The organism is Pseudomonas sp. NFACC46-3 (assembly GCF_900114515.1).
In the GTDB taxonomy this organism is placed as follows: domain Bacteria; phylum Pseudomonadota; class Gammaproteobacteria; order Pseudomonadales; family Pseudomonadaceae; genus Aquipseudomonas; species Aquipseudomonas fluorescens_Q.
Genome location: NZ_FOTH01000003.1, coordinates 1 through 25266, shown reverse-complemented (window position 1 = coordinate 25266; position 25266 = coordinate 1). Strand labels below are relative to the sequence as shown.

Here is a 25266-nt window from a genome sequence, read left to right as displayed (position 1 = left end):
CAGCTTCGCCGTGCACCATCAGAAGCGGTAGGTTGCACCGACACCAAAACCGTTGGCGCTGTTTTCGTATTCAGCGTTGTAGGATTGGTTGAGAGCATTGCTGCCACTGACTTTGACTTTTTCTTCCTTGAGGTAGGAATACGCCACGTCAATGGTCAGATCGTCGGTTGGGCTCCAGCCGGCACCGAGGCTGAAGATGGTCCGGTCGCCAGTAGGGATGCGTGGCGAGCGGTCGGCGTTGTTGGTGGGCGCCTGGTCGAAAGACAGGCCGGTACGCAGTACCCACTGTTTGTTCAACTGGTAGGAAGTCCCGATGGCGTAGGCCCAGGTGTCGTGCCAGTTTTGTTCTTCGGTGATGGTGCCGAGAGACGGGTTCAGTAAACCACCGCCGCTGCTGGTGCCTTCGTTTTCCACCGTGATTTCTTTCAGGCGGCTCCAACGAGTCCAAGTGCTACCGGCATAGACGGTCCAGGCATCATTGATTTGTTGAGTGACCGAAAAGTCCACCGACTCAGGCGTGGTGATGTCCAGCGAAGCGTCGTAGCGACCGTCGGTAAGCAGGAAGGCAGGCATCCCGGCGCCCGGGTTCACTTCAGTGTGGCCTTCAAGCTTGTACTTGACCTTGGAATGGTAGGTCAAGCCGACACGAGTGGTGTCGGTTGCCTGGACCAGCACGCCGACATTATAGCCGTAGCCAATGTCGTCACCCTTGATCTCTACGCCGGCCTCGGGCAGGCCCGGTACGCCCAACTGCGATTCCAGGGAGCCGGAAATACGGTTGATGGTCGGGCCGAAACCGATCGATACCTTGTCGTTGAAGGCATAGCTGACGGTTGGCTGGAAAGTGACGACTTTCACTTCGCTCTTGCTGCCGAAACTCCGACCCTGGAAGCCGTTTTCATAATCGGTGATCAAGCCAAACGGTGCGTAGACACCCAGGCCGAAAGCCCACTGATCATCGATAGGCTTGACGTAATAGCCCATCGGAACGCCGGTCAGCGGGACCATGTCACCCTTGTTGGTGCCGGACTGGGTGCCGCTGGCATCGTTGATATCGGTGGAGGCATCAATGGCGGCGAAGCCACCGGTGACTTGCTGGCGCTTGAGGCGCGACATGCCGGCAGGGTTGCCAAAAACGGTGCTGGCGTCATCGGCAATGGAAGAACGACCTGCGAAACCAGTGCCCATGCCACTGATGCTTTGTTCGTTCAAGGCAAAGCCACTGGCGAAAAGTTGGGTGGATGCCAAGGTGACGGCAAGGCCGAGGGTGGTTTTGAGCATGATTTTTTTCATTGTTAGAACTCCTGATGATCACCGGGGCGAAAATTACCAACATTTTCGTGCAAGCGCTATAGCCCGTATCGCTTGATTTAGAGGGGTTTTGTAGGACAATCCGACCAGATTCGCGACCGTTGCAGGAAGTTTCCAAATTTCCCATCAGCAAGCGACCTGATTCAGTGATGAAACACAGCTTCGCCAGGCGCAGGTGAAATCTCGCAGGCGCCCTTGGGGGTGGAAGGTTTGTCGCCAGATGCGGGCCATGCCAAGCAGGTCATCGGCTTCGGGAAGCGGAGTGTTCTGTTCCTCCACCAGCAGCCAGGCAATGGCAGTGGCATAGCGCAGGTTGACGGTCAATTCCAGGTGCGGACCGCTGAGAAAGGCGTGCTGGCTGGCCAGGCCGCGTACCAGGCTGGCACGTTCTGGGTCCAGCGCCAGGTAATGGTCCCAGAGTGCCTGGTGTCGGGGCTCGGTAATGCGATACAGGCCATGCCCGCGGCGATCATGCAGGGCTGAACCCAGGGCGGACTGGCTGGCGGCAATACCCAGCAACAAGGATTCCGCCGTTGCACTGTGACGCTCAAGGTAGAGGAGCGTCGGGCGGATCACATATCGACACAGTTCGCTGGCAGCGATACCCATAAAACCCTCGAAGTGTGAAATGGGCGGAGCCTGAAGAGTGTGGGCTTGGCAGCGGTGGATCGGTCCAGGCCCCGCCGGAAGCGGATCATGCCGCTTGACTTGAAGTTTAGTGTCATATTTGCGTTGTAAAGGACTGTTTTTAAAACATCTTCAACGAACGGTTATAACTGTTATATCCCTTGGTACTTACGCCGTTTCGCTTAATCGAGGAATTCCGGGCAATAAAAAACCCCGCTTTTGGGGCGGGGCCTTTGGGGTTTCAGCCTTTCTGGCGTCTCAGGCAACCAGTGCCTGACGAGTACGCTCGATCACGGCCTGCAGCGGCTCGGCGCTGGAGTACTGATCGGGGTACAGGCGTTCGCTGTGACGGGCGATGCCGTGTTCGTTGACCAGGGTGAAGCTGAAGCAGCCTTTGCGAGCGGCCATGATCAGGCAGTTCATCGGGGCAAAAGCGTTGGTTAGGGTGCGGATAGCATCCTGTGCGTGGATTTGAGTGGACATGTTATGGGTGTTCCTGCAAATGACACGGTTAAGAACCGTGCAACGTTAAAACGTTCCAGTAACGTCGACCACCATTGGTCGAACGAAGAACCCGACTGGAACAAAGCAGCCAGTTTGAGCGCTATATGAAGTGCGCGCTTGGGCTGGCAGGTAGGTACTTAGGAGGGCAGGCAACACATCGAGGGCAAAGGTTCTGGGCCCGGGGTGAAGATCCTGATCAATTTTGCAGGTTGGTTCGGTCAGAGTAAGGAGCCTGGCAACACCCTTTGCATTCGATCAAAGGCTGTGTTGACGCAAGGTTTACCTGGAAACCATCGAGGGGGCCGGTCTCCTTTTTTCGGTGAGGCGTCCTTTGAAGGATGGCTGACCTTGGAGATGTGTTCGACCCGGAATTGACTTTCAGCTTGGTACTAACGCCGCGGATACTAACGGATCGAACTCGTGAAGGGAAGGGCGTTGGCTAAAAAATATTCAAATGGGCCATAAGAGAAAGGCCAAACCATGCTGTCTGTACCGGGGACAGGATGGACACGGCCCCCGTGGCGAGGGAGCTTGCTCCCGCTGGGTTGCGCAGCAGCCCCAAAAGCAGGGCCGCTTCGCGCCCCAGCGGGAGCAAGCTCCCTCGCCACCGACATAGCACAGGATCCCGAGGACTGCGGTGCATCCAAGCCACTGTTGCGCTGGGCAGGGCATCAAGGTTATCCCCAGGTTCTGCTGCCAAACATACAAAAAAAGCGCAGCGTTATAACCCATTCGGCTGTTACTTGTGCACACTCGCTGCACCACTTGTCACTGTACTGTCATGTCGAAACAATCCGGGGTGGGTGCCTGCATCCAAAATTTAAGTCAATGAAAAACATCGCTTTTTTTTACTGGTGAAAAAATCGTCAGTTTGAGCGCAGGCCCCGTTCCACAGGGCTTTGCGCGAGTTCAGGGGGGGTTGTCCACTGAGTTATCCACAGCTTCTGTGGATTGTCCCAAGCGCTTGCTCTAGCACGGGCGTGCCGGTTTTTTTCGGCTTTACCCGTACGAAAAAAGGAGTAGAGTGGCGCGCCTTCCGATCTATCCCACAGTGTTTTATGAAGTTTCGCTCCGTATCAAATCCTGTTACCTCCACACCCCCTGGTGTTACCCCACCCAAGCGTATTTCGATGCGGGTGGCTGAGTGGCTGCTCGATAGCCCACGACTGGGAGATAGCCCCAGCGTCAAGCACTTGGCCGGCCGGTTACTCAAGCAACCGGCCCGTGAAGGCGTGGTGGCCGCGCAAAGTCGCCTCGGACAATTGATGTGCCGTGAATGCGGCAACGCCCGGGATCGCCGTATCGGCCAGGACCTGCTGCGCCAAGCTGCGCGTGCCGGCGATGATCGAGCCCGCCGGGCCCTCGGTGAAATCGAAGGCTGAAAACGAAGACCGAGCTGGGCAACCCCCGGCCGCTTGGTTAACCTTCGGGCTTTATTTGATCGGCAGGAATTGTCATGGCTATGGATTTGACCAGCCTGTTGTTTGGCCTGGCGGGCGCTGCGGTGCCGTTGCTGGCACTGGCCTGGCACCTGCAACGCCAGGCCGCCGCGGCGCAGACCGAACTGGCCCTGCTGGAAGAGCGCCTGGCCACGGCCCACATGGCCCACGATGGCCTCAATGCCCAGCTTGATGCCTGCCGCGATGAGATCAGCGACCTGAGCCAGGCGAACGCCGCCAAGCAAGCCGAGCTTGCCGCAGCCTGTCGTGAAGTGGAGTTGTTGCAGATCGAGCGCGACAACGCCCGGGATGCGGCCCACGCCTGGAACCTCGAGCGCGCCAGCAAGGAAGCGGAACTGCGGCGGCTCGATGCCCAGGCGGCGTCGTTGCATGCCGAACTGCGCGAGCAGCAGGAAAGCCATCAGCAACGTCTGGATGATCTGCAAGGTTCGCGCGACGAGTTGCGGGCACAGTTCGCCGAGCTCGCCGGAAAAATCTTCGATGAGCGTGAGCAGCGTTTCGCCGAAACCAGCCAACAGCGCCTGGGCCAGTTGCTCGATCCGCTGAAGGAGCGCATCCAGTCCTTCGAAAAACGTGTCGAAGAAAGTTATCAGGCCGAGGCCCGGGAACGTTTCTCCCTGGGCAAGGAGCTGGAGCGGCTGCAGCAGTTGAACCTGCGCCTGAGCGATGAAGCCACCAACCTCACCCGTGCCCTCAAAGGCCAGAAAACCCAGGGTAACTGGGGCGAGTTGATCCTGGAGCGGGTACTCGAACATGCCGGCCTGGAGAAGGGCCGTGAATATCAGACCCAAGTCAGCCTCAAGGGCCCGGACGGCGAGCGTTTCCAACCAGATGTGTTGATTTACCTGCCCGGCGACAAGCAAGTGGTGGTCGATTCCAAGGTCAGCCTCACGGCCTATCAGCAGTACGTGGCCGCCGAGGACGACGCCATTGGCCAACATGCCCTCAAGCAACATGTGGCGTCGTTGCGCGCCCACGTCAAAGGCTTGGCCGGCAAGGATTACAAACGCCTGGACGGTCTGCACAGCCTGGATTTCGTGTTGCTGTTCGTGCCGATCGAAGCGGCGTTTTCCGCCGCCCTGCAAGCCGAGCCGAACCTGTTCCAGGAAGCCTTCGATCGCAATATCGTGATTGTCAGCCCTACCACGCTGCTGGCGACATTGCGGGTGATCGACAGCTTGTGGAAGCAGGAACGCCAGAGCCAGAACGCTCGGGAAATCGCCGAGCGAGCGGGGTGGCTGTATGACAAGTTCGTGCTGTTCATCCAGGACCTGGACGAGATCGGCAGTCGCCTGCAGCAACTGGACAAGGCCTACAGCGCAGCGCGCAACAAGCTGACCGAAGGGCGCGGCAACCTGATCAGTCGCAGTGAACAGCTCAAGCTCCTCGGTGCCCGGGCGAGCAAGAGTTTGCCCGCCGATTTGCTCGAACGGGCGATGACCGATGCGGATGGGCTGCCTGAGTTGCCTGAAGAAACGGCAAAAACCCAGGATTAATGAAACCCTTAAGCTTGATGCAAACCCCTGTGGCGAGGGAGCTTGCTCCCGCTTGAGTGCGCAGCACTCACAAAAAGGGGCTGCTGCGCAGCCCAGCGGGAGCAAGCTCCCTCGCCACAGGGGCCACTTATATCCCCCGAGTTCCCTACAACGGCAAATGCCGACTCAACAACGCCCGCAGTGCCGCCGGCTTCACCGGTTTGGCCAGGTAATCCAGGCCCGCCGCATGCACCTGGGCAATCATTTCGGGCCGGCCGTCGGCGCTGATCACCACGCCCGGGATCGGTTCGCCCATGCGTGTGCGCAGCCAGGCCATCAGTTCGGTGCCGGTCTCGCCATCGTCCAGGTGAAAGTCCACCAAGGCCAGTTGCGGTCGTCCGCCCTGGGCAAGCCAGCGCTCGCATTCTTCCCGGTTGCGCGCGGTCCAGACCTGGCAACCCCAACGGGTCAGCAGGCTGTCCATGCCGATCAGGATGCTGTCTTCGTTATCGACACACAGCACCTGCGCGCCGCTGGGTAAGTGACCGTTGAGTTCGGCCACCGGGCTGGGGGCGACGGCCTGGGGGCTGGCCAGCGGTACGCTGACGCTGAACACACTGCCGCGCCCCGGCCAGGAACGCACGCGCAAGGTATGGCCGAGCACGCGGCACAACCCGTCGGCGATCGCCAGGCCCAGGCCGAGGCCTTTTTCGGCGCGGGTCTGGTGGCTGTCCAGGCGTTTGAATTCTTCGAAGATGACCTGCTGTTTGTCTTCGGCGATGCCTGGTCCACGGTCCCAGACTTCCAGGCACAACTCCCCATTGCGCCGTCGCACGCCCAGCAGCACCGGCCCCTTGGCGTAGCGGAAGGCATTGGTCAGGAAGTTCTGCAAAACCCGGCGCAGCAACTTGATGTCACTGTCGACCCGTAACCGCGAACCGCGCACCCTGAATTTCAGGCCTTGTTCCTGGGCCAGCGCGGTGAACTCGGCGCCAAGGGTATCGAACAGTTCGTTGAGGACGAATGGCTTGCGCTCGGGGTTGATCTTGCCGTTTTCCAGGCGGGAGATGTCCAGCAGGTCGGTGATCAGGTCTTCGGCCGAGCGCAGTGAGCTGTCCAGGTGATGCACCAGTTGTCGGGCTTCCTCCGGCAAGCCTTCGTGCTGGTGGGACAGCGCGGCGGAGAACAGCCGCGCGGCGTTGAGCGGTTGCATCAGGTCGTGGCTGACCGCCGCCAGGAACCGGGTCTTGGATTGATAGGCCGCTTCGGCGGTGCTCTTGGCTTCGGTCAGGGCCAGGTTCAGCTGTGACAATTCTCGGGTGCGTTCGGCCACCCGTTGCTCCAACCCCTCGTTGGCTTCGGTCAGCGCTTGTGCGGCCTCACGGAAGGCGGTGATGTCGGTGAAACTCATGACGAAACCGCCACCGGGCATCGGGTTGCCGATCAGCTCGATCACCCGACCGTTGGGAAACAGTCGTTCAGAGGTATGGGCGCGGCCCTGGCGCATCCAGTGCAGGCGTCGGGCAACGTGCACTTCGGCTTCGCCTGGGCCACAGAGGCCACGTTCGGCGTTGTAGCGGATGATATCGGCAATGGGCCGGCCAACGCTGATCAAGCCGTCCGGGTACTTGAACAGTTCCAGGTAGCGACGATTCCAGGCCACCAGCCTGAGGGACTGGTCGACCACGCTGATGCCCTGGCTGATGTTCTCGATGGCACCTTGCAACAGCGCGCGGTTGAACTGCAGCACTTCCGAGGCTTCGTCTGCGATCCGGACGACGTCTTCGAGCTGCATCTCCCGACCTTCAATGGCGGCCTTTACCACAGCCCTTGTCGAAGAGGCCCCGAGTACACCGGCCAGCAGGCGTTCGGTGTGGGCGATCCATTCGCTGTCGGCATTCTGGGTCGGGTTGAAGCCTTTGCCCTGGCGGTAGGCAAAGCGAATGAAACTCTGCCGCGCCCGTTCCTCGCCGACGAAGCGCGCGGCCAGCTGCAACAGGTCTTCGATGTGCACCGCCAGCATTGAGCGGGGGTTGGGGCGGGCGCTGATTTCCTGGCCGATGAAACGTCCGGCCTGCCAGTGTTCCGACACGCGTGTGCGCGACAGCACGGACACCCAGGCAAACAGCGTGAAGTTACCGGCCAGGGACAGGACCACCCCTTGAGTCAGAGGGGTAATCGGCAGGTTCAATGGATTGCCGTGCAACCAGGCCAGGCCGGGGAAGCTAGTGAGCGACCAACCAAGGCTGTGAGCGGCGATCGGCAACACCAGGGTGTAGAACCACAGGAAAATCCCCATGGCGAGGCCGGCGAACACACCGCGGCGGTTCGCCTGTTTCCAGTACAGCGCGCCGAGCATGGCCGGGGCCAGTTGGGTCACGGCGGCGAAGGCGATCTGGCCGATAGTCGCCAGGCTCGCCGTCGAACCCAGCAGCCGGTAGCTGACGTAGGCCAGCAGCAGGATCACGACGATGCTCACCCTCCGCACCGAGAGCATCCACTGGCGGAACACTTCGAAGGGCCGCTCGGCGTTGTTGCGGCGCAGCAGCCACGGTAACAACATGTCGTTGGAAACCATGGTGGACAACGCCACGCTGGCCACGATCACCATGCCGGTAGCCGCCGAGGCGCCGCCAATGAAGGCCAGCACCGCCAGGGCCGGGTGGGCCTGGGCCAGTGGCAGGCTGATGACGAACGAATCCGGCAGTACCGAACTGGGCAGCATCATTTGCCCGGCGAGGGCGATGGGCACCACGAACAGCGCGGCCAGGGCCAGGTAGGCGGGGAATACCCACTTGGCCAGGCGCAAATCCTGGGGCTCGATGTTCTCCACCACGGTCACGTGAAACTGCCGCGGCAAACAGATGATCGCCATCATCGCCACCCCGGTCTGCACCACCATGGACGGCCAGTTGATGGTTTCTTTCCAGTATTGCTCCAGCCGTGGGGCGAGCATGGCCTGGTTGAACAGGTCGTCGAAGCCGTCGTACAGGCCGTATGTCACGAACGCGCCTACCGCCAGGAAGGCGAACAGCTTGACCAGGGATTCGAAGGCAATCGCCAGCACCATGCCACGGTGGTGTTCGGTAGCGTCCAGGTTGCGCGTACCGAATACGATGGTAAACAGCGCCAGGATCAGCGAGACGATCAGCGCGGTGTCCTGGGCGCGGGTGCCCATGGCATCGGCACCGGCACCGATCAACAGGTTCACCCCGAGCACGATGCCCTTGAGCTGCAAGGCGATGTACGGCAACACGCCCACCAGGCAGATCAGTGCGACCACCACTGCCAGGGATTGGGACTTGCCGTAGCGAGCGGCGATGAAGTCGGCGATGGAGGTGATGTTCTCCTGTTTGCTGATCATCACCATTTTCTGCAGAACCCACGGCGCCAGCACCAGCAGCAGGATCGGCCCGAGGTAGATCGGCAGGAACGACCAAAGCTGCTCAGCAGCCTGGCCCACGGCGCCGAAGAACGTCCAACTGGTGCAGTACACCGCCAGCGACAGGCTGTAGACCCAGGCGCGCACCCGTGGCGGCAGCGGCGTGCTGCGCCGGTCGCCGTAGAAGGCGATGGCGAACATGATGGCCATATAGGCCAGGGCGACAACGGCGATCAGCCCGCTGGACAACGACATGGAAACTCCCCAACAAAGACACCGGGACTTGAGCCCGGCAGGACAGTCTCGCACGCCCGCTCGGGTTCGTCAGTGTCGACCAAGGTCGAGGCGTGGCGGGGTGTCGCGGGTTGCGGTAAACACGGGGGCGATGAGGTGTTTGGACGGGCCTCATCGCGGGCAGGCTCGCTCCCACAAGGGACCTGGGGTGAATACAAATCCATGGTTCACCCAGATCAAATGAGCGAGCCTGCTCGCGACGGCGGTCTTACTGACTCAACGCAATATCCACCAGCCGATGCAACTCCTCGACCCCCAGCGGCGCGCTAGCAAAGAGGATGCGAAACACCGTCGGCGCCACGATCACATTGATCAGCCGTTCGACGCCTGGATTGGGCTCATCGGGATAGCGATCCAGAATGATCTGCAACTGACGGCTGATGATCCCCACGCAATACCCCGCAGTGGCGCAGGCCTGGATGTCGCGCATCATGTTGCGACCGGGCTCGGAACTCATTTCGTCCAGGTACTGTTCGGCCCAGGCGAGCAGGTCGCCGCGCAGGCTGCCGGTGTTGGCGGGGTCGCTGTCGGGGCGCAAACGAGCGATGGCGACGTCGGCCAGCAGCGCCGGCAGATCACCCCAGCGCCGGTAGATGGTGGACGGCGTCACGCCAGCGCGCGCAGCGATTTGCGGCACGGTCAGGGTCGCGCGGTCCTGCTCTTGCAGCAGGTCGCGGACCGCCGAATGAATCGACTCTTGGACCCGGGCGCTTCTACCGCCTGGGCGTAAACCTTCTTTAATCGCCATGCGTCAGACCTTAACACAAAGAATTTGCTTTAAGCGCATGCGGGTAGCACACTCCGCAAAAGCAAAAAATTAGCTTTTGCGAATACTCCTGTGGAGCGTGCCCATGTCCCGTCCAGCTTCGACCCGCGCCAGCCTGATATTCCTGGCGCTTACCTTGCTCGGTTTTCTCGCCGCGTCCAGTGCGCCGACGCCGTTGTACCACCTCTACCAGGAACAATTGCAATTTTCCCCGGCCGTCCTGACGCTGATTTTCGGTGTGTACGCCTTCAGTCTGCTGGCGGCTTTGCTGACGGTGGGTTCGTTGTCGGATTACTTGGGCCGCAAACCGGTGATTTTCGTGGCGCTGTTGCTCAATATGCTGGCGATGCTGCTGTTCATCAGCGCCGACAACGTTGCCTGGTTGATCAGTGCCCGATTGATCCAGGGATTTGCCACCGGCATGGCCACCAGCGTGCTGGGGGCTGCCTTGCTGGATTTCGACCGTCGCCAAGGCCCATTGATCACCAGTGTCGCACCGCTGTTGGGCATGGCGTGCGGGGCGCTCGGTTGCGGCCTTCTGGCGGAATTCGCGCCGCGGCCTTTGCAACTGACGTACTGGATCCTGCTCGGGTTGTTCCTGCTCCAGGCTGTTTATATCTGGCGCCTGGCGGAGAGCGTCAGTCCGCAGCCTGGCGCCTGGCAGTCACTGCGTCCGACCTTGCATGTGCCAATCCAGGCGCGGCGCGCCTTGTGGTTGATCCTGCCGCTGAACCTGGCGGCCTGGGCGGTGGGCGGCTTTTATCTGTCCCTGGCACCTTCGCTGGTGCGGGCCGCGACGGGATCGACGTCCAACCTGATTGGCGGCGCGCTGGTGGCGGTGTTGACGCTTACCGGCGCGCTGTCCATTTATACGCTGCGCAACCAGGGGGCAGACAAGATGCTGCGTCTGGCCGCCAGCCTGCTGGTGATTGGCCTGGCGCTGGTGTTGCTCGCGGTGCACGGCGCCAGCTTGCCGTTGTTCTTTGTCGGCACATGGGTCACTGGCAGTGGTTTCGGCGCCGGGTTCCTGGGGGCACTGCGCAGCATCATGCCGCTGGCCTTGCCCCACGAGCGGGCCGGCTTGATGTCGGCGTTCTATGTCCTCAGTTACCTGGCCTTCAGTCTTCCATCGCTGTTGGCCGGGAACCTGACACGGGTATTCGGGTTGATTCCGACCACCGATGGCTATGGCGCGGTGCTGATCGTGTTGTCGGCGGGCGCCTTGCTGGGGCTGCTGCGTCAATCTGTAAAACCATTGGGCGACGGGGTTCGACCTTGAAAGTGTTGAATGCAAGCGCCGCCTTGGCGGTTTTGCGCTAGCCTGGACGCCTCTGCATTTATTTTGGTCGATTGCTTTTGAAAATTATCCGCAGCAAATCCTTCACCGGGGACCGCGCCTGGGCGGCGCTGGATATCGCCAACATGAATGGCATCACCACGCGCCTGCACTGGACCGATCAACCGTATAAATGGCACGTCAATGACGGCGAGGAAGTCTTTGTGGTGCTCGATGGGCAAGTGCGGATGTGCTATCGGGAAGAGGGTGTCGAAAAGGAGACCTTGCTGGAGGCCGGGGACATTTTCTACGCCTCGGTGGGCACTGAACATGTGGCCAGGCCGTTGGGCGAAGCGAGAATCCTGGTGATCGAGACCGAGGGCAGTGTCTGATAGTTATCTGTGAAACCGATAACAGATAGAGAAATTACCCGTTATATAGATATTCGATCCGGCTCTAGCATGGCTCCACCCTCATCCGAGGACAGGAGTTCGCCATGACATGCTGCGTTGCAAAAAACCGCTTGCGTCCATTGAGCCATTTGCCCAGGCCGCTGGAGGCTGTTCGCCAATTCACGCCTAACTGGTTTGCCGTGGTGATGGGCACCGGTGTGCTGGCGTTGGCTTTGGCGCAATGGCCCGGAAACGTACCGGGCCTGCGCTTACTCGGTGAAGGGTTGTGGTTGTTCAACATCCTCTTGTTCGTGGTGTTCGCCGGCTTGTACACGGCCCGTTGGCTGTTGTTCTTCGACGAGGCGCGGCGGATCTTCGGCCACTCCACGGTTTCGATGTTCTTCGGCACCATTCCCATGGGGCTGGCGACCATCATCAACGGCTTTTTGGTATTCGGGCTGCCGCGCTGGGGCAACGGTGTGGTGCCGTTGGCCGAAGCGTTATGGTGGATCGACGTGGCCATGTCTCTGGCCTGTGGTGTGCTGATCCCATTCTTGATGTTCACCCGCCAGGAACACCGCATCGACCAGATGACCGCCGTGTGGCTCTTGCCGGTGGTGGCCGCCGAAGTCGCGGCGGCCAGTGGCGGGCTGATGGCGCCGCATCTGGCCGACGCTCATGGGCAACTGGTCATGCTGGTGACCAGCTACGTGCTCTGGGCCTTTTCCCTGCCGGTGGCGTTCAGCATCCTGACGATTTTGCTGTTGCGCATGGCGCTGCACAAACTGCCTCACGAAAACATGGCCGCCTCGAGCTGGCTGGCCCTCGGCCCGATCGGCACTGGCGCCCTGGGCATGTTGCTGTTGGGCAACGATGCCCCACTGATTTTTGCCGCCAATGGCCTGTCCGGCGTGGGCGAAATCGCCGCCGGGTTGGGCCTGATAGCCGGTATCACGCTGTGGGGGCTGGGGTTGTGGTGGATGTTGATGGCGCTGCTGATCACCGCGCGCTACTTGCGCGCAGGCATTCCCTTCAACCTCGGCTGGTGGGGCTTTACCTTTCCCCTGGGCGTGTACGCGTTGACCACGTTGAAGCTTTCGGAGCTGCTGAGCCTGGGTTTTTTCAGCGTGTTCGGGGCTGTGCTGGTGGCGATGCTGGTGGTGATGTGGCTGATCGTCGGACGGCGTACGGTGCAGGGCGCCTGGCACGGTGAGTTGTTTGTGTCGCCCTGCATTGCAGGGCTGGCGAAATAATCGCTAAAGACAGGTAATGTGTGGCCTGGATCGAAAAACGTTCATTCCAATAAGCGTCCACGCCACTGTAGGAACATGGAAGATGAGTCACCCTTCGCAGTTCACCTTGCTTCGCACGCGGCGTTTCCTGCCGTTCTTCATCACGCAGTCCTTGGGCGCGTTCAACGACAACATTTTCAAGCAGTCGCTGATCCTCGCCATCCTCTACAAATTGACCATCGAGGGGGACCGCTCGATTTGGGTCAACCTCTGCGCGCTGCTGTTTATCCTGCCGTTCTTTCTGTTCTCGGCGCTGGCGGGGCAGTTCGGGGAAAAATTCGCCAAGGACGCGTTGATTCGTCTGATCAAGCTCGGCGAAATCGTCATCATGGCGGTGGGTGCAGTAGGGTTTCTGTTCGATCACTTATCGCTGATGCTGGTGGCGTTATTCGCCATGGGCACGCATTCGGCGTTGTTCGGCCCGGTGAAGTACTCGATCCTGCCCCAGGCCTTGCGTGAGGAAGAGTTGGTCGGCGGCAATGGCCTGGTGGAAATGGGCACCTTCCTGGCGATCCTGGCCGGCACCATAGGCGCCGGGATCATGATGTCCTCGGCGCATTACGCACCCGTGGTGTCCACCGCGATCATCGGCGTTGCCGTGCTCGGTTACTTGGCCAGCCGCGGCATTCCGCGCGCGGCCGCGGCCTCGCCACAGATGCGCCTGAACTGGAACATCTTCAGCCAATCCTGGGCCACCCTGAAACTGGGGTTGGGGCAAACCCCGGCAGTGTCCCGTTCGATTGTCGGCAACTCCTGGTTCTGGTTCGTCGGTGCGATCTACCTGACGCAGATCCCCGCCTATGCCAAGGAGTGGATGCACGGTGACGAAACCGTGGTGACCTTGATCCTGACGGTGTTCTCGGTGGGGATCGCCTTGGGTTCGATGCTCTGCGAAAAGCTTTCCGGGCGCAAAGTCGAGATCGGCCTGGTGCCGTTCGGCTCGTTCGGGCTGACGGTGTTCGGCCTGCTGTTGTGGTGGCATTCCGGTGGAATCCCCGACAGCGTCGATGGCCATGGTTGGCTTGAAGTACTCGGTTTCGGTCACGCCTGGCTGGTATTGATCGACATCCTTGGCCTAGGGGTCTTCGGTGGTTTCTACATCGTGCCGCTGTACGCCTTGATCCAGTCGCGCACCGTCGAAAACGAACGGGCGCGAGTGATCGCTGCCAACAACATTCTCAACGCCTTGTTCATGGTGGTTTCGGCGATTGTCTCCATCGTCTTGCTGAGCCTGGCCAAGTTGTCGATCCCGCAGTTGTTCCTGGTGGTGTCGTTGCTGAACATCGGCGTCAACGCCTACATCTTCAAGATCGTCCCCGAGTTCAGCATGCGTTTCATGATCTGGCTGCTGAGCCATTCCATGTACCGCGTGGAGCACCGCAACCTGGAGGCGATACCGGATGAAGGGGCTGCGCTGTTGGTGTGCAACCACGTCTCCTTCGTCGATGCCTTGCTGATTGGCGGCGCGGTACGTCGGCCGATTCGCTTCGTGATGTACTACAAGATCTACAACCTGCCAGTGCTGAATTTCATCTTCCGCACCGCCGGGACGATCCCGATTGCCGGGCGCCAGGAAGACATTCACATCTACGAAAAAGCCTTCAAGCGAATCGCCCAATACCTGAAGGACGGCGAGCTGGTCTGCATCTTCCCTGAAGGAAAACTGACGGGCGACGGTGAGATCAATGAGTTCAAGAGTGGACTGACACGCATCCTCCAAGAGACCCCGGTGCCGGTGATTCCCTTGGCGCTGCAGGGGTTGTGGGGCAGCTTCTTCAGTCGCGACCCGGCCAAAGGACTGTTTCGTCGGTTCTGGTCGCGGGTGACGCTGGTGGCGGGTTCGGCGGTTGCGGTGGAAGTGGCTGAGCCGGCGAAGTTGCAGGCGTTGGTGGGGGAGTTGCGTGGGACTGTCCGATAGGTTGAAACCTGTGGGAACGAGCTTGCTCGCGATAGCGGTCTGCCAGTGACAGCAATATCAGAAGGCAAATTGCAATCGCGAGCAAGCTCGCTCCCGCAGGTCAATTCAGGCGCTGATCTTGAGCCCTACCAGCCCGACGATGATCAAGGCGACACTGGCCAACCGAACCAGCGCCATCGACTCACCGAACAGAATGATCCCGGCGATCACCGTGCCCACGGCACCGACCCCGGTCCAGATCGCATAGGCCGTGCCCAGCGGCAGTTCCTTCATTGCAAGGCCGAGCAGGCCGAGGCTGATCGCCATGGCGGCGATTGTCAGTGCAGTGGGGAGAGGGCGGCTGAAACCGTCGGTGTATTTCAGGCCGACAGCCCAGCCGACTTCGAACAGGCCGGCAAAAAACAGAATGATCCAGGACATCACACACCTCATCGATGGATGGGGTCGTCCCCGGATAACGAACGCTCTAGCGTTGCGGGGTCGTCCCCGCATTGGGCGCAAGAGTGCCCAATGCTGACGAGTCGGTCAAGATTCTCCTTCAGTCCGCCGCTTGACGGGCCTGTAGTTCACGGTCCTGTTTTTCGCTCATGCGCCGGAAGTACGTCGAGAGCAGGGCCCCGGAAATGTTGTGCCAGACGCTGAACAGCGCGCTGGGTACCGCCGCCAGTGGCGAAAAGTGCGCGCTGGCCAACGCCGCGCCCAGGCCGGAGTTCTGCATGCCGACTTCCAACGACAAGGTCTTGCGCTGAGCCAACGGCAGGCTGAACAAACGCCCGGTGAAATACCCCAGCAGATAACCGAAGCTGTTGTGCAGTATCACAATGGCCATGATCAGCAGGCCGGATTCGGCGATCTTCGCCTGACTGGCCGCTACCACCGCCGCCACAATGATCACGATGCTTACCACCGATATCAGCGGCAGCACGTCTATGGCATGACGAACCCGGGCACCCAGCAGGCGTTGGGCAATGATGCCCAGCGCGATCGGTACCAGTACGATTTGCAGGATCGACCAGAACAGCGCCGAGAACGACACCGGCAGCCAGGCCGAGGCCAGCAGCCAGATCAGCGCTGGGGTCAGCAGAGGGGCAAGCAGGGTGGTGATGGCGGAAATCGCCACGGCCAGGGCCAGGTCACCGCGCGCCAGCCAGGTCATGACATTGGACGACGTGCCGCTCGGGCAGCAACCCACCAGGATCACACCGACGGCGATCTCCGGCGGCAGGTTGAAAACTTGGCAGAGCAGCCATGCCGTGCCGGGCATGATCACGAATTGGGCAACCACCCCCAAGGCTACGCGGCCAGGATGGCGGGCCACTTCGGCGAAGTCTTCCAGCTTGAGCGCCAACCCCATGCCGAACATCACCAGGCCCAGCAGCGGCACGATGGCGATTTTCAGGCCGACAAACCACTGCGGTTGCAGGAATGCCAGTACCGCGAAAAACAGCACCCAGTAAGCGAAGGTATTGCCGACAAAGCGACTCAATGCAGCCAATGCGCGCATGACCTGATCCTTATTATTAAAAACACCACAAAACCCGATGTGGGAGCGGGCTTGCTCGCGAAAGCGGAGTGTCAGTCAACATCATCGTTGAATGTCAGTCAGTCTTCGCGAGCAAGCCCGCTCCCACACTAGAGATCAACAGCCTTTAGATCCCCTGCGGAATCTCTTCCCCACCCAAGGCTTCAACCAGCGCCGGCAGGAACTCGCCGAACGTCAACATCATCAGCGTGAAACTGGCGTCCAGTTGGCCAAGGGCTTCGTCGCCTCCGTCCTGTTCCGCCTGGTCCTGCAGCAGGTCTTCGAACTTCAGGCGCTTGACCACCATCTTGTCGTCGAGCACGAAGGACAGCTTGTCCTGCCACGCCAGGGACAGTTGCGTGACGACCTTGCCGGTGTTCAGGTGCAGCTGGATTTCGTCGCTGGTCAGGTCCTGGCGCTTGCAGCGCACGATGCCGCCGTCTTCGTGGGTGTCGCGCAGTTCGCATTCATCGAGCACGAAGAAATCGTCCGCGGCTTTCTGGGTCTTGACCCAGTCGGTCATGGTGGCGGTCGGGGCCATTTTTACCGTCAGTGGACGTACCGGCAGCGAGCCGATCACTTCGCGCAGGGTAGACAGCAGGTCTTCGGCGCGTTTCGGGCTGGCGGAGTTCACCAGGATCAGGCCCTGTTTCGGCGCGATGGCGGCGAAGGTGGACGAGCGACGGATGAACGCGCGCGGCAGGAACGCCTGGATGATTTCATCCTTGAGCTGGTCCCGTTCCTTTTTATAGACCTTGCGCATTTGCTCGGCTTCGATCTCTTCGACCTTTTCCTTCAAGGCATCGCGTACGACGCTGCCCGGCAGGATGCGTTCTTCCTTGCGCGCGGCGATCAGCAGGAAATCCTGGCTGACATGCACCAATGGCGCGTCTTCGCCTTTGCCAAACGGCGCGACGAAACCGTAAGTGGTCAACTCCTGGCTTGCACATGGACGCGCCAGTTTGGTGGCCAGTGCAGTTTCCAACGCCTCGGCATCAAAAGGCAGATCTTGGGTCAGGCGATAGATAAGCAGGTTTTTGAACCACATGGGGTGAGTCTCTCCTTTATACAAAGGGGGGCATTATTCTCTTCGCGGCGCCATAGGCCAACCCTTCGCTAAGCCTTTGGAAGGCCTGAAAAAATTAATTTAAAAAGTGCTTGCCAGCTTAAAGAGTGCTCCGTAGAATGCGCGCCACACCGAAAGCGAAGGGTGATTAGCTCAGCTGGGAGAGCGTCTGCCTTACAAGCAGAATGTCGGCGGTTCGATCCCGTCATCACCCACCATTCGTTCAACGTGTTACGCGCAGCGGTAGTTCAGTCGGTTAGAATACCGGCCTGTCACGCCGGGGGTCGCGGGTTCGAGTCCCGTCCGCTGCGCCATATTCGGTTATCTGGAATGCTGAACGCCAGGTACCAACAAAAAGCCCGCTCATTGAGCGGGCTTTTTGCTGTCTGGCATTTGCCTGCCTCTATTGCTCGGCGTTACGGCTGTGACGGTAATCGCTGACCGCCTCATACACCGCTTTACGCAAGCGATTGATCCCACCAATAGGCCGATGCGCCTCAATGCCGAACCAAGGATTGAACGACTGATTATCACAAGCCAGGTTCAGCTTGGGCGTATCAAAATCCTGAGCCGGAACCTTGATCCGTGCCACGGTCTCGAACGGCGCATCACTTTCCTGCCATTCAATACTGGTGTCTTCGATCGGCATGTACTTGCTCGGATCCTGGCGCTGGATCTGCAAGACAAAACACGCCGGCACCCGGTCTGTGGATAACTGCTGGTTCAATGCGCTACGCAAGAAGTTCGGCAGGTCCTGGTTCTGGGCCGGCAAGGTGTAGCTTGGGCAACTGTCCGGATCCGGTGCGACGCGAAACTTGGCGTTGGCCTCACCGAACTTATAGGGCGATACCGAGAAATAAGTGGTCTGGGTCGGACTGGCCGGTGGCGGTGAGAGGGTCGCCAGGGCGATGAATAAATGCCGAATCTGCCAACTGCGCGGGTCGAGGCTCGGAAAAAAGGCCATCGCCTTTTTCCCGTCAGCCTGAGCCGCCACATTCTGACGATATTCGGCGACATCACTGACAAAGAAGTTCGGATGGTTGAACATCACGAAATCCTGCTCACCTTGTGATTGCCGATCAGCGAGCAGTTGCTTGCCCGGTACGTTCGTCAGCTTGATCGCCATCCCCCGTGCATCGCGCAGGCTGTCGAACTGCGGATAGGCATTGCCGTTGGACAGGCGAATCGTCGCCTGCCAGACCTTCCCCGGCTCGGCGAATACCCCTTGGCGCAACGGTGCCGGCAGGTCGCTCGGCACCTGGACTTCGGCCATGACACAGCCGTGGGCCTTGGCGTGGGCATCGCGCAGATAACGCGTGCTTTCGCGGTGCTGATCGACGATGCGAATAGCGGTCTGGATGATGTCCTGGGTCATGGCCGCTTCGCCGGGCGCCACCTGTTCCTTGTCCGGGACCGGCCCCTTGTGTTGCCAGGCAAACCAGGCTGTGGACAGTGCCCAGCCGAGCAGCCCGATGCCCAGCAGCCACAGGAGCGTCTTGCCCAAAAAGGCACCGAGGCGCAGCCAGAGCGTGATCAACATTGAAACTTCCTTTTACCTGTGGGGTTCATCATTACAGTTGCGACTCCAATGGCCCGCCCAGCACCTTTAAATACTCCAGCAAGGCCCAGCGTTCCTGTGGTTGCAGCAAGCGGCCAATGACGCCATTGCCTCGCTCGCCCGCGCGGAATTCATGGCCGCTGTTGTGGTTGCCGGTAATGCGGGTATCGAAGAGAAAACCGTTGGTAAAGGCTTCGGTGCGATAGCCCAGGTGGCGCGGGTCGTATTCGAAGTTGCCTTTATAGAACGTGGTCGCGCGCTCATCCTGGGGGGACAGCAGTTGATAGATCGTCGGCACCGAGCCGTTGTGCAGGAACGGTGGCGTGGCCCAGACACCCGCCAGTGGCCGGGCTTTGTAGGCGCGCATTTCACGTACGCCGATGGGCAAGCCGAAACCGTCCAGCGCCGGGCGCTCGGCGGGGGTGACGCCGGCGTCGCGGTAAGCGCGGTTTTCGACGAATGCCGTAACGTAGGCCAGGCCTTTGGCGACCGAGAGTTGACTCAGGTCCAGCGGTTCTGTTGGGCTCGGGTGCAGTTGCACTTCCAGCTTCGCCAGCTCGGCCGGATCCCACTGCAGGCTGGTCAGGTCGAAGCGGTGATCGGCGATGTTATTGGCAGTGCCCGGGTCGGTGCCGATCACCTGCACGGGCAGCATGTGCAATTGCTGGACCGGCCTGTCGGGCCCTTGGACCACCTTGGGTACATGGCAGCCGGCGCAGTTTTCGGTAAACAGTGCCCGGCCCTTGGCGGCCAGCGGTTTGTCGATTGGGCCCAGTAGCGCTTGCGGCCATACAGGCGGTTTGAGCAGTTGCAGGGTCTCTTCGATCTTGTTCAAGTCGCGCACACGCACGCTGGAGGGGTATCGCGCATCGCCCTGCAGCGGTTTGCCTTGGGCGTCGAAGAAATTCAGCGTGGCGCCGACCCCCAACGCCTCACCGACGTTGCGGGCCATCGGTTGCTGGGCCGATCCGTTCCACTGCACCCAGTCGAATGTCCATATGTCCCACAACTGCGGGTAATCCACGGGGGCGTTGGCCACCCGGTAGTTTTGCGGCGAAATGGCGTCGCCGAAGCTGGCATTGGCGATACGACCGAAGGCGTCGGTACGGCCAGGCCCTTCTTCGGTGGGGTAGAGGCCACGATGGGTGTCGTTCCAGGCCACCCGCAGGAACGTGTCCAGGGAGGCCTTGAAGGCCTTGCGCAATTCCTCGTGGCGGGCTTCGTAGTCCTTGCCCAGCACTTTGCGGGCGAAGCGCTCGAATTTCCAAGGGTTGTAGTAGGTAGACGCCAGACTGGCGACCAATGCTTGTCCGAAACTGCCACCGCGTAATGTAGGAACACTGGAGGGCAGCACGTGCTGAGCCGTGCCGCCGTCGATCCGTATTGCCTGGCCCTTGAAGCGCAATTCGCCGGTATGGCACGCCGCGCAAGTGATATCCAGGAACTGCTCGGTGCTGCCCGGGTTCTGGTGCCGCGCAAACCCTACCGGCAAGTTGCCAGGATTGGCCGACGAGGCTTTCTGCGCCGGATCGACCAGGAACCCAAAGCGCGCCAGGTACTCGGGCGATGCGAAGCGTTGTTGCGAAAACGGTAATTCGAGGGCGGTGAACCAGTCGTAGCGCAGGCCTTTGACCTGGGTGCCCTGGGGCGTGAAGTAATACGTCTGGCGCTCGGCGGCACTCCATTGGTCCAGGTAATTCACCTGTTCGACGGGCGTGTAGAACGGCAAGCGAGGATTGGCGACGTAATAAAGCACCACGGCCACGACAATGATCAGCAGCGCGAGGAGCAGCAAGAGGATGCGAGAGAGAAGGCGCACGGTAACGTCCTTGTTTTTTTGATAAGCCCTTATGCCTCAGTGCTGCGCGGCGGGCAAGTGGCCATTACCTCTGGCCTGTAGGGGAGCGGCAATTTGTCCCTGTACGTAACAGATGACAGATGCTTCATTCGTCCAGGCTTAAAAAGCGTTTGCGGACCTGAACTTATCATGACTTTGTGGCTCACATGCCGGTAGCCATTGGTCGTGGCCGCCTGATAAGCTCGCGGCTTTATTCGATTGCCCTTTAGGCGCATGAACAAGGAAATAGCATGAAACAGCATCGGTTGGCGGCGGCGGTGGCCCTGGTTGGCCTGGTACTCGCGGGTTGCGACTCGCAGACCAGCGTAGAGCTGAAGACCCCGGCGCAGAAAGCTTCCTACGGTATTGGCCTGAACATGGGCAAGAGCCTGGCTCAGGAAGGCATGGATGACCTGGACTCCAAAGCGGTCGCCCAGGGCATCGAAGATGCCGTCGGCAAGAAAGAACAGAAGCTGAAAGACGAAGAACTGGTCGAAGCCTTTGCCGCGCTGCAAAAACGTGCCGAAGAGCGCATGGCCAAGATGAGCGAAGAGTCGGCAGCCGCCGGCAAGAAATTCCTCGAAGAAAACGGCAAGAAAGCCGGTGTTACCACCACCGCTTCCGGCCTGCAGTACGAAGTGGTCAAGAAAGCCGACGGTCCACAGCCCAAGCCGACCGACGTAGTGACTGTTCACTACACCGGCAAGCTGACCAACGGCACTGTGTTCGACAGCTCCGTTGAACGTGGCAGCCCGATCGACCTGCCAGTCAGCGGCGTGATCCCGGGTTGGGTCGAAGGCCTGCAACTGATGCACGTCGGCGAGAAGTACAAGCTGTACATCCCGAGCGACCTGGCCTATGGCGCCCAGAGCCCGAGCCCGGCAATCCCGGCCAACTCGGTCCTGGTGTTCGACCTGGAACTGCTGGCGATCAAGGATCCGGCAAAAGAAGACGCAGCCAAGTAATCGCGTCTGCTATAACGCCAACGCCTCGCTCATGCGGGGCGTTGTCGCATCTGGGCTGCGGCAAAATGGCAAAAAAACCGAACGCACGATGCAGGGTATAGTCATAGGCATTACAGGCGCTGTGCTAGACGCAGTCAGCCGGTCAAGTCAATGAAATATTGGGTTTTTTTATGTGAGTAAAAAACGCCCGATCTAAGCCGGGCCCTTATGAAACGGGGGCTTCAGCGGTGAAATGCAGCTCTGTTCACAAGGTTATCCACAATTTGTGTGGATAACATTTCAGTCGGAGAAAAAATGAAGGCCCCGTGGAATTTTGCGCGATTTCTGCCCTTGGCAGGCCGCCTGCTGGCCCGCGGTCGATTGCCTACGTTGCTGTTCGCCGTCGCCAGCAAAGGTGCCCGGGAGGGCGGACGACTGGGCAAACTCAAGGAGGACCTGCATCTGTTGCAGGCCTTGTGCCTGGCCTACTGGCGGGGCGAATACCGCGCTGTCAGCGCCAAGTCGATGCTGTCGGTGGTGGCAGGGCTCATGTATTTCCTCAGCCCCTTGGATGCGATTCCAGATATCTTGCCGATGTTTGGCATGTTCGACGATATCGCCGTGCTGGCCTGGGTCATGAAAACCCTCGACGCTGAACTCGAGGCTTTCCGCGCCTGGCGTTATCGGCAGTCGCCCGAAAAGCTTGCCCAGGTCGAAAGGCTTCCCGATACCCCGGAACAACTTCAACTCCAAGGTCAGAAAAAAACCTGATTCGGTAGCACTTGCCCCAGAGAATTCATCGCCCCGCGACCTTAGCCGGTATTAGGATTACACTTCTAAGAAAAAAGGCTGTCTCGCTAAGTGTTGTTGTCCTACGGGGTAGACATGGATATTCAAATAATCACACGTGACGGAGAGCCCGAATACGCGGTTTTGCCGTGGGATCAGTACCAGTCGTTGTTGAAGGCAGCAGGCATCGATCAAGCTCCGCCGCGCGAAGCGACAGTCCGTCACGCGGCGGCACCGGGCCAGGTTCTCCCTGGCCTGGATCAATTACGCAGTTTACGCGAAGGGAAGGGCATCGCCATCGAGGCGCTGGCCCGCACGGTAGGTATCAGCCCGTCTTATCTGGCCTTGATCGAGAGCGGCGAGCGTCAGCCCGATGCCGCGATTCGGCGCAGTCTGGCCTGGGAGTTGACGGTGCCGGGTTGGAGGGAAGAATCGTGAGCGTACGCATCAGTCGGCAGCATTGGGATGGGTTGTTGGGTGAGTTGGACCAGGCGCGCCGCCAGCGGCATTTATTGACCTACCGCGCGTTGCTGGAGCGTCTGCAGCTGCCCAGCCCGGCCATGCAGACCTTGACTGCGGCCCTTGAACACCTGGCGGCGCTGGACGCCCGGGCGGAACAGCCGCTGCGCAGTTCATTGGTGATCAGCCAGGGTGCCAGTCGGTTGCCGCGCACGGGGTTTTTCGAATGTGTAGAACGCCTGGGGCGCTTTTCCGGGCCTTCCGATGGCGTGGCCGCTGCTTCCTGGCACGCTTCGGAAGTGGTCCGGGTATTTGAATACGAGTACCCCGAGTCGGCGGAGGCCTGAGTGCTCTGGCGATTCAAGGCGCGGGCCGGTTACTGGCTGGCGCGTCGGTTGTTTCACTGGTCCTGGTTCGTCCGTCAGCCGAGTGGCTGGGCCTGGCTCGAGGGGCAGTTCTCTCGCATGGCGAACTTGGGCGACGTCGGTGCGCAAAGCTTCTATGGGCATATCCTCACGTTTCGCGGCCAAGGGCTGGGCGCCCGGGAAGAAGGGATTCGCCTGTTGCGGCTGGCGGCATTGGCCGGTGATGGCAAGGCCGCCTACCAGGTTGGCGTGATCAGCCTGGCCGGCACAGCCAGCAAGGCGCCGGACCCGGTTGAAGCGGCGCGTTGGTGGACCTTGGCGGCGAAAGCCGGGCATCCGCTGGCCGAAATCAAGCTCAAATCACTTGAAGCTCGCGATCTCTAGGGTTATCCACTGGCGATTCGTTGTGCAGGTCAGACGAATTTAGCGAATCGCCCTACGGGCTCTGTCTCCTCCCCCTGACTTAATTCCCCAGTCATCCCCGGCAAAGTCTCGCGCTCCCTGAGTGCTGCGAGACGTCTGCCCATGTTCGATCGTTTTTTCCTGCCGGCCTTTGAGCGAGCCCTGTCCTGATGGATCAGGTGAGCCGAATCGAGCAGGAACTCGACAGCTTCAAAGACACCCTTTCGGTCTATCGCGAGCAACTCGAGCGCTGGTACAGCCGAGCGGCGGATCGAGCCAGTCACATGGCTGACTTGCCCTCGCTTATGGGCATGGAGCGGTTGATCCGCTTTGGCGACAGCACCACCGCTGTCAGCACCGGCGATGATGACTTCCTCTCCACGGTCGTCCAGTGTCCCAAGGGCGGGCCGATGACGATCGAAAGCAAGTTCGAATCGGTATACGACATCCCACTGGGCGACATTGTGGTGGACGTGGTGGATGTGGCCAGCGGCGAGGTCACGCCGGTCACCCTGGATGCCCACGGCCTGGGAACCTTCATGGGGGAGGCGGGCAAATCCTATCGTGTTCACGTTCAGGGAGAGGTGTCCGCCAAGCAAATCGCGAATCTGTTTTCTTCCTACGATGGCTTGACCACCAATCTGACGGACTGGTTGCGCGGTGAGTGGCAGGGCTTCAAGCCGCGATGGGCACAACAATCGTTGTCGACTTCGGCGGCGGCGGTGGGCAACGGGTTGCTCGCCGGCAGTTGGGCGGCGATTGAAAGTGTGTGGGACAGCATCAGTTTGCTCTCGGACATCCTCAAGGATCCCGGTCAGTTTGTTGAGCGGTTGGGCGAAAGCGCCAGGCAGTTGGAGGACCTGGCGAAAAAAACACCGCGGGTGATGGCCAAGCTGCAACTGTTGGCCAGCGACGAAGCGGCGCTGTGCCTGTTGGTGCGCACCGCCAGCCTCTGGTTGGATATGTTGCCGCCCAGTGAGGTTGCCGGCGAAACGGCCGAAGCCTTGTCGAGGGCGACGGTCCAGTTGTTGATCGACCTGTTGATTGGTGTTGTCCTGACCTTCACCGGGGCGGGTGCCGGTATCGCTTATCTGTCTATGCGCCTGGGGAATGTGGGCGCGCGCCTGCTGGGCGCCTTGCAGCGTTTCATCGGTGCGATCTTTGCAGTGGTCAACGGCTTCATGACCTACGTGGACCGCTACAAAACCGTGGCGGCACGCGGTATCGCGGCCGGCGTGAAAAAGGGCCGGATGCAACTGCGCTGGGATGCACAGCGCAACACCATGCTGAAAAAACACGAACATCACGACGACGCCCCCGCCCAGTCGAAAAACCCCAATGGCGACAGCGCCGACACCGCCGCCCAGACCCAGACCAGCGGCTGCCCAGTGTCGATGGTCACCGGCGAAGAACTGCTGACCCTCGACGATGGCACCCTCGATGGCCGCTTGCCATTCGTTTTCACCCGTTTGTACCGCACCAGCGCGGTTGACCTGGATGTCGGCCTCGGGCGCGGCTGGAGCCATGCCCTGGCCCATCGCTTGGAGCTTGAGGGCGAGCAGGTCACCTGGGTCGACCAGGAAAACCGCCGCACGACGTTTCCCCTGCCCAACGCCCAGCGTCCGGC

General features: G+C 60.4%; 22 protein-coding genes and 2 tRNA genes. 14 read left to right on the top strand and 10 right to left on the bottom strand.

Annotation, left to right across the window (positions count from 1 at the left end; all coding sequences use genetic code 11):
- Positions 1–18 precede the first annotated feature (18 nt).
- From BM300_RS05610 to BM300_RS05600, 3 genes are all read right to left on the bottom strand, one after another.
- Positions 19–1293 (bottom strand): OmpP1/FadL family transporter, encoded by a 1275-nt coding sequence (locus tag BM300_RS05610; RefSeq protein ID WP_063324773.1) that lies wholly within the window; start codon positions 1291–1293, stop codon positions 19–21.
- A gap of 144 nt (positions 1294–1437) precedes the next feature.
- Positions 1438–1920 (bottom strand): hypothetical protein, encoded by a 483-nt coding sequence (locus tag BM300_RS05605; protein ID WP_063324774.1) that lies wholly within the window; start codon positions 1918–1920, stop codon positions 1438–1440.
- 276 nt (positions 1921–2196) lie between these two features.
- Positions 2197–2421 carry a hypothetical protein gene (locus BM300_RS05600; protein ID WP_003204606.1) on the bottom strand — a complete coding sequence of 75 codons (225 nt, stop codon included), beginning with the start codon at positions 2419–2421 and terminating at the stop codon, positions 2197–2199.
- 1079 nt (positions 2422–3500) lie between these two features.
- On the opposite strand from BM300_RS05600, the gene BM300_RS05585 reads away from it, so the two are divergent.
- Both BM300_RS05585 and rmuC read left to right on the top strand, forming a co-directional pair.
- Positions 3501–3824 (top strand): SEL1-like repeat protein, encoded by a 324-nt coding sequence (locus BM300_RS05585; protein ID WP_072348674.1) that lies wholly within the window; start codon positions 3501–3503, stop codon positions 3822–3824.
- Between the two features lie 188 nt (positions 3825–4012).
- A complete protein-coding gene (rmuC, locus tag BM300_RS05580) occupies positions 4013–5398 on the top strand; it encodes a DNA recombination protein RmuC (protein WP_170862023.1) in 1386 nt (461 codons plus the stop codon).
- 145 nt (positions 5399–5543) lie between these two features.
- Here rmuC and BM300_RS05575 read toward each other — a convergent pair whose 3' ends face one another.
- Together BM300_RS05575 and BM300_RS05570 are read right to left on the bottom strand one after the other, a co-directional pair.
- A complete protein-coding gene (locus tag BM300_RS05575) occupies positions 5544–9014 on the bottom strand; it encodes a hybrid sensor histidine kinase/response regulator (RefSeq protein ID WP_092462276.1) in 3471 nt (1156 codons plus the stop codon).
- A 247-nt stretch (positions 9015–9261) separates the two neighbouring features.
- A complete protein-coding gene (locus BM300_RS05570; RefSeq protein ID WP_063324777.1) occupies positions 9262–9801 on the bottom strand; it encodes a TetR/AcrR family transcriptional regulator in 540 nt (179 codons plus the stop codon).
- Between the two features lie 103 nt (positions 9802–9904).
- Here BM300_RS05570 and BM300_RS05565 point away from each other — a divergent pair, with 103 nt between their 5' ends.
- The 4 genes from BM300_RS05565 (at position 9905) to BM300_RS05550 (ending at position 14697) form a co-directional block, all read left to right on the top strand.
- Complete coding sequence (locus BM300_RS05565; RefSeq protein ID WP_092345542.1) at positions 9905–11098, top strand: MFS transporter; 1194 nt, start codon at positions 9905–9907, stop codon at positions 11096–11098.
- Positions 11099–11175: 77 nt separating this feature from the next.
- A complete protein-coding gene (locus tag BM300_RS05560; protein WP_018604299.1) occupies positions 11176–11487 on the top strand; it encodes a cupin domain-containing protein in 312 nt (103 codons plus the stop codon).
- A gap of 104 nt (positions 11488–11591) precedes the next feature.
- The gene (locus BM300_RS05555) at positions 11592–12740 is read left to right on the top strand and encodes a TDT family transporter (RefSeq protein WP_092345540.1); all 1149 of its coding nucleotides are present in this window, start codon (positions 11592–11594) and stop codon (positions 12738–12740) included.
- 82 nt (positions 12741–12822) lie between these two features.
- A complete protein-coding gene (locus BM300_RS05550; protein ID WP_092145330.1) occupies positions 12823–14697 on the top strand; it encodes an MFS transporter in 1875 nt (624 codons plus the stop codon).
- Positions 14698–14802: 105 nt separating this feature from the next.
- Here the strand turns inward: BM300_RS05550 and sugE are convergent, their stop codons facing one another.
- From sugE to rdgC, 3 genes are all read right to left on the bottom strand, one after another.
- Complete coding sequence (gene sugE / locus BM300_RS05545) at positions 14803–15117, bottom strand: quaternary ammonium compound efflux SMR transporter SugE (protein ID WP_092223612.1); 315 nt, start codon at positions 15115–15117, stop codon at positions 14803–14805.
- A 118-nt stretch (positions 15118–15235) separates the two neighbouring features.
- The gene (locus BM300_RS05540; protein ID WP_092145332.1) at positions 15236–16201 is read right to left on the bottom strand and encodes a bile acid:sodium symporter family protein; all 966 of its coding nucleotides are present in this window, start codon (positions 16199–16201) and stop codon (positions 15236–15238) included.
- 145 nt (positions 16202–16346) lie between these two features.
- Entirely contained in the window at positions 16347–17267 is a 921-nt protein-coding gene (rdgC, locus tag BM300_RS05535; protein ID WP_063324783.1) for a recombination-associated protein RdgC, read from the bottom strand.
- A 160-nt stretch (positions 17268–17427) separates the two neighbouring features.
- On the opposite strand from rdgC, the gene BM300_RS05530 reads away from it, so the two are divergent.
- Positions 17428–17503, top strand: a tRNA-Val gene (locus BM300_RS05530).
- Positions 17504–17522: 19 nt separating this feature from the next.
- Positions 17523–17599, top strand: a tRNA-Asp gene (locus BM300_RS05525).
- Positions 17600–17688: 89 nt separating this feature from the next.
- On the opposite strand, the gene BM300_RS05520 is transcribed toward BM300_RS05525, so the two are convergent.
- A complete protein-coding gene (locus BM300_RS05520) occupies positions 17689–18825 on the bottom strand; it encodes a catalase family protein (RefSeq protein ID WP_063324784.1) in 1137 nt (378 codons plus the stop codon).
- A gap of 31 nt (positions 18826–18856) precedes the next feature.
- Entirely contained in the window at positions 18857–20662 is a 1806-nt protein-coding gene (locus BM300_RS05515) for a di-heme-cytochrome C peroxidase (protein ID WP_092345538.1), read from the bottom strand.
- Positions 20663–20931: 269 nt separating this feature from the next.
- Here BM300_RS05515 and BM300_RS05510 point away from each other — a divergent pair, with 269 nt between their 5' ends.
- The 6 genes from BM300_RS05510 to BM300_RS05485 all read left to right on the top strand — a co-directional run.
- Complete coding sequence (locus tag BM300_RS05510) at positions 20932–21645, top strand: BamJ family beta-barrel-assembly machinery protein (RefSeq protein WP_003204577.1); 714 nt, start codon at positions 20932–20934, stop codon at positions 21643–21645.
- A 294-nt stretch (positions 21646–21939) separates the two neighbouring features.
- Positions 21940–22395: a YkvA family protein gene (locus BM300_RS05505; protein WP_092345536.1), complete on the top strand. Its 456-nt coding sequence runs from the start codon at positions 21940–21942 to the stop codon at positions 22393–22395.
- 114 nt (positions 22396–22509) lie between these two features.
- A complete protein-coding gene (locus tag BM300_RS05500; RefSeq protein WP_003204574.1) occupies positions 22510–22851 on the top strand; it encodes a helix-turn-helix domain-containing protein in 342 nt (113 codons plus the stop codon).
- On the top strand, positions 22848–23219 hold the full coding sequence (locus BM300_RS05495) for a hypothetical protein (RefSeq protein WP_003179080.1): 372 nt from the start codon (positions 22848–22850) through the stop codon (positions 23217–23219). The genes BM300_RS05500 and BM300_RS05495 overlap by 4 nt, the downstream gene beginning before the upstream one ends.
- Positions 23220–23621 (top strand): SEL1-like repeat protein, encoded by a 402-nt coding sequence (locus tag BM300_RS05490; RefSeq protein ID WP_092462274.1) that lies wholly within the window; start codon positions 23220–23222, stop codon positions 23619–23621.
- A gap of 188 nt (positions 23622–23809) precedes the next feature.
- Positions 23810–25266, top strand: a 1457-nt coding sequence (locus BM300_RS05485; RefSeq protein ID WP_256575802.1) for a DUF6531 domain-containing protein, incomplete at its 3' end; no start/stop codon positions are given.